Source organism: Janthinobacterium kochi, assembly GCF_051380715.1.
Classification (GTDB): Bacteria; Pseudomonadota; Gammaproteobacteria; order Burkholderiales; family Burkholderiaceae_D; genus Janthinobacterium.
Genome location: NZ_JBNYXO010000027.1, coordinates 1 through 10,133, shown reverse-complemented (window position 1 = coordinate 10,133; position 10,133 = coordinate 1). Strand labels below are relative to the sequence as shown.

The window sequence follows — 10,133 nt, the reverse complement described above, 5'->3', positions numbered from 1 at the left end:
GGGCTTGGCTCATGGCGCTGGTAGTTGGGTGACAGGATTCAACAGTGTACTCAAAAGCAACCTGGCCCTGAAAAATGGCAGGCTGCGAGTTGGAATATGATCACCCATATCTAAACATCTAATTGATAATCAAGTGTGTAACGTTATATTCAACATATGAAATTTCTTCCTTGCAGTAATGCGTCATTCAACGCTCTGAAATGTAGATCCTTGTCGAATTCCTTCGTGCTGAACCTGTTACTCAGCAGTGCCACCACGCTCCCCTCATCTGGCCAGTCTGAAGAATGCAATGCTATCAATGTATTTTCAAAAGAAATTTCATCGAGAAGACAGATTTTTAATTTTCGAGATAGCTTCTTCAATAAACTCAGCCAACGTATCTCACTTATTGTTGGGAAAAATGTATCACTATTTTTGATGGATGCTACTATTCGTTGCTGCACTTCTATAGATTTATCTATATTGACATACGATTCGCAATGATCGTTCATTTTCAATCGGATGGGTGATTTTCTGGCTATTTTGTACTGCAATATTATGCATGAGGAAGATAATTTTATGTCATGCTGTACGACAACGCTTCCCCATGAAAATTGAAATACTATTTCTGATAGGCCTTTCACTTGGCTGGGAATGCCAGACTTTTTTTGAATTTTTTTGACTAGCGATGAGTCACTCACGCCGTTGCCTACGGAATTATTTTCAAAGTAATGCATTATTATGTAATCTATTACTGGGAAATTTTCTTTTACAATAATTAACTCGACAAAGTAATCGCCTACCCATCCGTTGATATCAAAAATATACATCCCAGTCCCTGTTGTTGTGGGTTTGGTATGGAATATATTGATAATGCTATTTATAAAATCGTTTGCTGGCGTTTTTTTCGATAATACAATCTCTCCATTGACGAGCAGTAATCCATCAATGAAATCAAAAATATAGCCTGGGATTTCAAATTTTTTCATTCTGTTATGCGGAATTTCGAATGAGGCATCTCGTATGAATTATTGCAGTGATTTAGCACGGTTCGTAGAGGCAAATATTGTTCCCCATCGGATCTTCGACGTTCAGAAAACTTGCGTAGGGAGTCTCTACGTAAGTGACGAAATAAGCAGTTTCTTCCAGTCGCTCCTTGAGCGTGTCAATATTTTTCGTTGGTAAAGTGAATAGATTGATCGTGCCACCTTTGCTGCCTACGCGATGTGCTTGTTCAATGTTTGAAGGATGCATGAATTCTATTGAGAATTTTTTGTTGGACTCGTGCGCCATTGTCAGGCGGCGACTGGTGCCTGAATCACACTGAATGATGCTATCCATCGTAATAAAAAAACCGAGATTATCAATGTAAAATTTTTTTGCTTCGTCAAAATTCAGGCAAAGTATTCCTATATTGATAGTATCTAAAATGTGATTTTTTCTGGATATCACGGTTATCCTTGGAGGAGAGGATAAATACAAAAAATATCATTTTAAAATTGTATAAACCAGGATTTTATTGTGGATAAAAAATTGCAACAGGCTTCATGTTCTTCTTTGAAAACGCGAAGACCCGTCTTTATTCCTCGTTCATAGTAAAAAACTTCCCAACATCCATTTTTTTCTCTGATGCACAGACTCTCATCCTGAGTCGGATCGCCAATCGAGAAAGCATTTGACGGAATGCTTAAAATTGCCATCTCGTGTGCAATATCTGAAATATTCATCTATATGGTAATCTGAATTCAATATTGATTTTATTGATAGGCACAAAAAACGGATGTGGTTTGATTATGTGGATCGTGACAGGCGTCTATTTCCCCCCATGGCCCTGCTTGCGGCAGAACGATGCCAAACTCATCCAGAAACCAGCGTCTCAATCTTCTTGTATATTTTCCTTCGGGTTTAGACTGAAAACCATCCATGCAATTTTCAGGACCAAAATCCCAGTATTTTATGGGGCCATCATTTTTCTCAAAAAAACAAATAACTATTATTCTAAATTTTTTTAGTTTGAAACTTGTCTTGTAGGCGATTACCTCCTCCTCATACTTTATCCATGCTTCCCAGTCTTGATCCATCGAGTGTATATTTTTTCTTTTCATTCCTCTAAATAGAATGATCGATTCGTTTGCAGAAAAATATCCATCTTCAAATTTAACATCACGAATTATATCCATTGTCAATAATTTTAATTTTGTGAAATTTTATCAGTTTCTTATTTTCATCAATCAGGCTTATCTTATAGTTTTCTGATTGGGCATAAAAGTAAGCGGAGAAGAAACTTGGATTTAGAAAAATGCAAAAAACATATTTCCAACTCTTTTTATATGACTTTTCATTGATCAGTAGATTGATTATTTCTGGCGTGATTAGTTTGGTATTCCAAGCCTTCGATAGCTTAATTTGGATATCAGTTCCATTTCTAATTTCAAACTTCATACTTGACAAAAATTTCTTATGTGGATAAATAAGAATTTTCATTTTAGTCTTTTTATTTATTGCGTATGAAAATAGTGCATATTCCAGGATAATCCAATTGATGCCATCGCTGATTGAAGAGATGCTGAAGCTGAAATGTTGCCCCATGAAAAATTAAATGCGGAGAACGTTTTCTTTATCTCATCAGGATCTTTGCCCAATACCTCAGCAAGTAATTTGGCTAGACTGTTTTTGTCGGCTATTAATTGGTTTTCTGTCGTGTTATATCCATATTTTTTTGTATTCCCTCCATCCCACGATAGCCAAACGCTTTTCATACAATAATTCTCAAAAGTAAAATTTATGCCAAATTCAAATTCATTCAAGCTTCCGCACGTTGATAAATTGTGCACATAAGTATTTGTTTTGTTGTCTTCTATTTCAATGTCATTTTCTTTTGCGATTTTAATAAGATTGGATTCGTTAAGTGGCGCCATCATGATGCCGTCCAATAGGAGGTAACCATTTTTTGTATCAAAGGATACTTTTTTCATTTTTTGAAACCTTGCCGGATGAGCTGGTAGGGAGTGGTAATACGATAATCTCTAGCCGGACACTATGCCTTGACCGCTAACGGATGAGATTTTCGCATATCCACTCCAGAGTCTTGGAATAGGAAATATTTCCTTTTTTTCGTTCCTGCGCCGCTTCATGAAGAAAAGAGTTCTGTAGTTCCGGAGTTCCCTTTTGCGCGATCCACATGAAAATAGAATCAGCGATAGCATGATCTATATTTTCCTCATCAAGTATTTTTGCCATCATGTGCAAACTTTTCAAAACATGATTTTTCCACATGTGGAATTCGGCCACAATCATGCGCAGTCTCAGGGATTTTCTTTTTTCGAAGCGATCAAGAATTTTCTCTTGTTCATAGCCTGGTGAGTTGTGTAGGTAGTAACTAAATATAGGTTCAATATGGCCATTGAAAACATCGTTGTCGTCGGCAGATACATTGATGACGATGATATTTTGTGCAATTTTTAACATGGCTGCGTTTGCAGGACTTTGCCATGCTATATCCCAGATGACCTGATGTAGTTCCGGGTTATAAAATTCGCGTTCGAGCAAGTTGGCAAAAAAATCAAGTTCGTTGCTTGTCAGTGGCGAAGTTTTTTTTGCGATAATTTTTCTTCGAAAATTTTTAAGATATTTTTCTTCCAGACGCAATTTTTTCATGACTAATTAGAGTGAACCCCATTTCATTTATGGTCTGGTTTTATCTATGATAGTTTGAACTGATGATTTTTCTCGTCTTTTTTGAAATGGTATAAGTGATAGATCTTCCCAGTGATGTTTTTCCACCTAGTATTTTTTCACCGGGTGCAAAATTTGGTACGAAAGTTATTTTAATATCTTCGTTGTTGTCTTGAATATATATTTCAAAATCTGAAATATTTCTTTGCTCTTTTTTGAATTCATCCAAAACCACGAGCAATTTTTCAAGATTTTTCCCGGAAATTTTTTCTTCTACGTTTTCTATGTCGGGTGTATGTTTTTCCATATCGCTATCACTATCGGAATGGGAAAGTTTTGTCGGAGTACTATGTTAATTAATATTTATTTTCTTTATTATATGTTTGTGTTTTTACCATATATTATCATTGTCGAACAAAGTGATGATTTTTGATCTGCTTTGACTATTATGTATCCCCACGAGAAAGAAAAAAAATCCTCATACTTAGTCGATGTTTCAGCTGATTGATCTAGTGACTTTGAAATTAACTTACTTAGATATTTTTTTTCATTGATCATGTCCGAGTGACTGGATTCATATCCAAGTCTGTTTGTTATTCCATCTGTCCAGATTATTTCAATAATGTAGAGAATTCCATTTTTAAATCTGAAATTTACTCTTGTTTCCAGATTGAGAAATTTAATATTTTGCATGCTATATGTTTCAAATTCATTTATTTCCCCAAAGCTTTCAAGAAAATTTATGTTTTTTATTTCTTTGGTTGATGTGTTTTTGTTTACGTGAAAATTCTCATTTATTTCAATATCTCCAGTATTTTTATTTATATTCATTTATGGCCTCGGAAATTTAAATATTTTTGCGTTAGCTTTGAGTTTCGATATATCTGAATCATCAATAAAGTATTGATTTCCTCCTCCTGCGCCTAGTAATGTATTTGCCAATGCTTTTCCCGTGCCTGCACAGATATTTTCCGATAGTTTGAATGCTTGAACCTGATCTCTCATCGGTCGCGCCCCTGGAGTGTTTCCGGAATGTGAGATTTGCGTTAAATTATTGTATGCCAATGCGCTTCCATTTGCGGAAATAAGGGTCATTCTGTCGCTGTAATAATTTCCGGGTTTGGGACCATACGGATAGAGGGAATATAAGATAGTCCCTTTTTTTAAAACAATATTTGTATATGCATCGACTCCTGGGTAGGGCGGCTTACCTTGCCATTTTGTTGCTGAAGCGGATGGATTTTTACCAATGCAAGGATTGCATGGTGTGTTTTTTGCACATTTTTTTGCTAATCCTAATGGGTCATTCCAGCCAGTGGGATTTGGTGCATATTTATATGTATTTAATCCACCAAGCAAGCCAACTGGATCTTGCGTCACGTACCTGGCTACATCCGGATCATAGTAGCGGTAACGGTTATAAAACAGCCCCGTTTCTCCATCCTCATACTGCCCCTGAAACCGTAACGGCTGTTCGATTTCTCCCTCTACATGCAGCAATTGCCCCCACGCTTTGTAGCGCCCGCTCCAGACTACGTTCCCTAGCCCATCCGTCAGCTCGCGCGGCGTGCCCAGGTGGTCGCAGTGGTAGTGGGTGATCCGGTCGTGTGTTGCCGCGTCATCGGCTGCCGCTTGGGTACGCTGCCATACCGATACCTGCAGCGTTTCGGTGTCCGCTTGTTCTTGCGCAATCGCTGCCTGCAGTTCGGTGTCGTGCCGGGTGGCCGGTAAATCCCATTGCGCGACGCGCGGCAGGTGGACCGCGCTTGTCTGGCGGCAGGCTTGCGAACTGATCCTGGCCAGCGGCACGAAGCTGTCCGGCTCGTACAGGTATGTGACCGTGTCTTCCTGCCCAAGTTCCTGTGCCAGCGTGTCGCCGTCCCAGACGAAGAAGGTGGTGGTGGCGTTCGTGCGGGCGGGCTGGTCGTTGGCGATGTCTTGCTGCTTGCTCCAGCGTGCTTCCTCTACCCGCTTGGCGATGCGGCGGCTGAAGGCGTCGTAGAAATAGCGGGCGCGGTGGCGTGACTGGCGTTCCGTCCTGGTGGCGTGGCTGAGGCGGTTTTCGGCGTCGTATTCAAGCGCCAGGTCGCTCCAGGTCGATTCCCTGCCCGGTGGATGGAAGCGCTTGCCGGTGGCATTGCCTTGCTCGTCGTAATCGTATTCGCTATCGCCGTAGTGTTTCAGGACGTTGCCGGGGGCGGGAGCCGTGTCGAGCAGATTGCCTGCCGGATCGAAGGCGAAGTGTTCGGCCAGGCCCGGTTGCACGGCGGACAGCAACTGGCCGACGGGGTCATAGGCGTAGCTGAGTTTGCCGAGCGGGCTGGTAGCGGTGGCGCCTGTTTGAAAAATGGTGGTCAGGTTGCCCTGCGCATCGTAGTCGAAGCGGCGTTCGCGCACGGGGGCGGGCGCATCGGGGCCGCGCGCCAGGGTCATTTGCGTGAGGCGCGATTGCGGATCGTACTGGCGCGTGGCGAGCAAGCCGCTGCTACCGAGCTGCCGCTGCTTTTCGCGGTGCAGCTTGTCGCGCTCGACATCGACCACGGCCTTGCCTTGCCACAGCACGCCATGCCAATGGCCGGAACCATAGCGCAAGGTATCGATGCGGCGTCCGTTCGGCAAGACCGTCTGGATGCGGTTGCCAAGTTCGTCATAGGCATGCGTCATGACAAAGCTGGCATCCGGCACGCGCGGGGCATTCGGCAACCTGGCCATCTCGGGCAGCGTTTGCAAAAAGCAGGCGCTGCGCTCTTCGATCAGCTGGCCCAGCGCATCGTGGACAAAGCGCTGTTCGGCTTGCGGTGCGGATACGGCCGTCAGGCGGCCCAGTGCATCGTAGGCGTAGCGCACCACGCCGTCCGCCGTGGTCTTGACTTGCAACAAGCCGAGTGCGTCGCGCAGCAGCTGCGTGCGCTGGCTGCCGCACTCGCTGGCGGTCAGGTTGCCGGCCTGATCATAGCTGTATTGCGTGCGCTTGCCATCGAAGCCCGTTTCCGACGTCAGCCAGCCTTCCGCGTGATACGCGAGTTGATAACTTTCGCCCTTGGCGTTGATCAATTCCGTCAGTTGCAGCGCGCTATCGTAGCGATACTGTAAAGACTGGCCAATGGCGTCCGTGCGTTCCACCGGCAAGCCCTGGCCGTTGTAGCGGTAGCGCGTCTGCTGGCCGGCGCCATCCACGAGCAAGATCAGATTGCCGTCTGCATCGTAGGCGTAGTGTTCCCGTGTTTTGTCTGGTGCGATGAGCCCGGTCAGGCGGCCGAGGCCATCGTACTCGTAGCTGCTGACGTGGCCCATGGTATCGCGTGCAGCCGTCAATCTTCCCTGCTTGTCGTAGCTGTATTCGCTGCTGTGGCCGGAACAGTCCGTGTAGCTGGTAAGCAAGCCCTGGCGGTTGTACTGGAAATGCTTGCTGCCGCCCCTGGCGTCGATCAATTCCACCAGCTGGCCGCGCTGGTCGTAGCGGTAGCGCGTGACGTGGCCCAGCGCATCCGTGATGCTGACGGGACGACCTGCCGCATCGTATTCGCGGCGTGCGGTGTTGCCCAGCGCATCCGTGAAGGCGACGGGCTGGTTCTGGCCATCGTATGCGATGTTGCTGCCGTTTCCCTTGGTATCGATGCTGCGGGTCAGGTTGCCGGCTGCATCGTAGGTGTAGCGGATAGCGGCGCCGTTGGCGTCGATATCGGCCAGCAGCATGCCATCGCGGTCCCATTCGCGCCGGCCCAGCGAGGCGGCCTTGTCGCCATTCACGCGGCGCACTTCGGTGACCAGCCAGTTGGCGTCGAAGGTGTATTCGAGGACGCCGCCGTTTTCCATGACGCGGCTGGTGTCGTTGTCCACGTAATCGATGCGCGTATGCTCGCTGCCATCTTGGGCGCGCGTGGCGATGGCGCGCGCCTGGTAGCTGTTGGCCAAGCTGACGGGATGGCGCTGCGCCAGTTCCGGTTCGCTCAATGGGGAACCGCTCCAGCGGGCGCGCAGCGCGTCCAAGCTGATCCAATCCAGCTCGTAACTAAAACCCGTGTAGCTGCTGCACGACGTGAGCAGGTGGTGACGATAGCTGTAGCAACGCGTGTCACCCAGCGCATTCGACTGGCTGACCAGGTTGTGGCGCGGCGCGAAGGGCGCCAGGGTATCGTTCGTCTCGACGGCATAGGCGTAGCGGACGTGGCAGAGGCGGCTGCCGTCTGGCAACACCTCGTCGACTCTTCCGATGTGGATGGCCTTTTCCGACTCCCCGCGCATGGCTTCGAGCACGCCGCCATCGTCGCTGCGCAGGCGCAGCACTACTTCGCCCGGTTTTGCATCGATCAACCGTTCGATGCTGATGCCGCGTCCATCGCGCCCTTCGCTACGCACGAGTGCAAAGCGTTGCGTGGCGACGGGAGCGGTCGGGGCCAGCATGGCGTTGACGCCGTCGTAGCCGTGCGGCAACCACCCGCCATCAGCGCGCGCGTAGCGGTCGACGCTGCCGTCGCGCCACAGCACGGTAAAAGTGTCGGCGCCGTCGCGCGTCAGCGTAAAACCTTCCTTGCGGCTGTCGTGCTGCTGGCCCGGTTCCATGCCCGGCAGGCGCAGGGCGCGGCCGCTGTCATCGTGCAACACGATGCCCGCATCGCACAGCGACAGGCTGGTGGTGTAGGGCGTAGACCAGCGCGCGCCCAGCAAGCCCCAGTCCTCGCATTCGGCGCCGGAACGGTAGCAGCGCGTCCAGGCGATGGGGATGCTGCGTTCGAGCGCGAAATCCGTCTGGTACAGGATTTCCTGCCCCGTGCCGAAATGCACGGGCTTGCGGCCCTTGACGGGTTTTTTTGCGGGGCCGCTATCCTTGGGGCAGCAGTCGGATGGCGGCTCCGATTTCGGCTCCTTCTTGCCGCGGCTCTTGCCGTCGTCGCCGCCGTTTTTTGGGGGAGGTTTGTCGATTTTTTGGGGCGGCTTGTCCGGTTTTTTGCCGACCAGCTTGTCCTTGACCTTGTTGATGGTCGGTGCCGCTTTCTTGCCGAGAAACTTGCTCAGTATTTTCCCCCCAGGAATCTTGCTGAACACCGCCGTTTGCAATAATGTGCCTGCCGCATTCATGACGATGTCTGAGGCGGTATTGAGCAAATCTGGTGTCTTGCCTGTCAATAGGTAATCGGCCGCCTGGTCGAGTACCGTGGCCGATGCTTCCATTGCCGTGCCTGTCGCAACGGTCGCCGTGCCGGCAACTGCGCCGGTTGCTGCCGCTGTTTCCATCGCGGCAGCTGCTGGCAGGCCAACGCCGGTTGCCGCAACGCCCACGCCGGCGACTCCCAGCACGGCGCTGCCTGTCAGGACGGCGCCGCCCGCGTCCACCATGTCTTCGGCGGCGCCATGCATGCTCTTCGAACCGTGATTCTTGTAGTCTTGTGCCGCTTCCCGTATCGCCGCCTTCAGGTCCTTGAGCACGGGCTTGGCCGCCTCCGCGCCCCGCTCATAAATCTTGCCCACGGTATTGCGCGAATTCATCCATACTTCGCGCCCCATCTGTACCAAGCTGGCGCCGTTGGCGCGATGGATGGGGCTGGCGACCTTGGTGTCGACCTGCTTGCCGACGGTGCCGCTCTTGACGCCGCCCGCCTTGCCGGCCGCGTCTCCCTTGACGGTGGGAATGATGCTGCGCTGGTGCAGGATGACGGGCTCGCTGTGCGACTTGACGTTGGGCGAAGCGTTCTGTGCTTCCGAGAATTCACCGATGATGCTGTAGGGAATAGGGGGCGTGCTGGAGCCGACGGGCGTCTTGCATATGTCGGGGCTGAGGCTGACGCAATAGAAGCGCGAGGCTTTGGTGACGGTTTCATTCGTCATTGTTTTTACCTTGCTCGGCCGCCTTGCCCAGTGCTTCCTGCGCCTGTTCCAGCAGTGCTATCCGCGCGATCTGTGCCGGCTCCATCACGTGCAGCAGGCGCGACGCGACCTGGCCCGCGTCGGCCGGCACGATGGCGCGCCAGACCAGTTCCAAGGTGGCCGCCTCAGGATCGATCAGAACCGTATCGATGGCCAGGCGCCAGACGATCAACTGGTCGTTCTTGTCCGCCAGCAGCAGGCACATTACTTGTTCGGGCAAGGCGAAGCGCAGCACGGTGTTGCCGCGCGGGTCGATGCGGGCCGATGGATGGTCGTGGCGGCACAGATTGGTCAGCGTAAATTGCTCCCGTCCTGCCAGGTACGGACATTGCTGGTCGGGCGGCGTGCTGTTCCAGTACGCGAAATCGAAGTCTTCCGGCAGGGCAGGGACTTCATCGGCATCCCATTTGTCCTTGACGACGATGCTGCCTGCCAGCGCGCGGCGCGGCAGCCAGCCACGGCCGACAGCGGCCAGCCCCGCCGGCGTGGGCAGCTCCTTGAGGTACCCTGACTTTTTCGGACACTCTAGTTTGGTAAACTTCACCGACTGGAGAACTTATGACACGCTCAACAACATACACACCGGAGCTTCGGGAAGAAGCGGTAAAACTGGT

General features: G+C 49.7%; 9 protein-coding genes. All 9 read right to left on the bottom strand.

Features of this window, described 5'->3' with window-relative positions:
• Positions 1-149: 149 nt before the first annotated feature.
• Positions 150-968: a hypothetical protein gene (locus ACQ4WL_RS27415; RefSeq protein WP_436512851.1), complete on the bottom strand. Its 819-nt coding sequence runs from the start codon at positions 966-968 to the stop codon at positions 150-152.
• Between the two features lie 52 nt (positions 969-1,020).
• Positions 1,021-1,431, bottom strand: coding sequence for a VOC family protein (locus ACQ4WL_RS27410; RefSeq protein WP_436512849.1), 411 nt, complete (start codon positions 1,429-1,431; stop codon positions 1,021-1,023).
• 305 nt (positions 1,432-1,736) lie between these two features.
• Complete coding sequence (locus ACQ4WL_RS27405) at positions 1,737-2,159, bottom strand: hypothetical protein (protein ID WP_436512847.1); 423 nt, start codon at positions 2,157-2,159, stop codon at positions 1,737-1,739.
• Positions 2,160-2,477: 318 nt separating this feature from the next.
• The gene (locus ACQ4WL_RS27400) at positions 2,478-2,954 is read right to left on the bottom strand and encodes a hypothetical protein (RefSeq protein ID WP_436512845.1); all 477 of its coding nucleotides are present in this window, start codon (positions 2,952-2,954) and stop codon (positions 2,478-2,480) included.
• A gap of 76 nt (positions 2,955-3,030) precedes the next feature.
• A complete protein-coding gene (locus ACQ4WL_RS27395) occupies positions 3,031-3,636 on the bottom strand; it encodes a hypothetical protein (RefSeq protein ID WP_436512844.1) in 606 nt (201 codons plus the stop codon).
• Between the two features lie 40 nt (positions 3,637-3,676).
• Positions 3,677-3,961 carry a hypothetical protein gene (locus ACQ4WL_RS27390; protein ID WP_436512842.1) on the bottom strand — a complete coding sequence of 95 codons (285 nt, stop codon included), beginning with the start codon at positions 3,959-3,961 and terminating at the stop codon, positions 3,677-3,679.
• Between the two features lie 68 nt (positions 3,962-4,029).
• Positions 4,030-4,485 carry a hypothetical protein gene (locus tag ACQ4WL_RS27385; protein ID WP_436512840.1) on the bottom strand — a complete coding sequence of 152 codons (456 nt, stop codon included), beginning with the start codon at positions 4,483-4,485 and terminating at the stop codon, positions 4,030-4,032.
• Positions 4,486-9,480 (bottom strand): RHS repeat-associated core domain-containing protein, encoded by a 4,995-nt coding sequence (locus ACQ4WL_RS27380; protein ID WP_436512838.1) that lies wholly within the window; start codon positions 9,478-9,480, stop codon positions 4,486-4,488.
• Positions 9,470-10,063 (bottom strand): DUF2169 domain-containing protein, encoded by a 594-nt coding sequence (locus ACQ4WL_RS27375; RefSeq protein ID WP_436512836.1) that lies wholly within the window; start codon positions 10,061-10,063, stop codon positions 9,470-9,472. Before ACQ4WL_RS27375 ends, ACQ4WL_RS27380 begins: the two co-directional genes overlap by 11 nt.
• Positions 10,064-10,133: the final 70 nt, after the last annotated feature.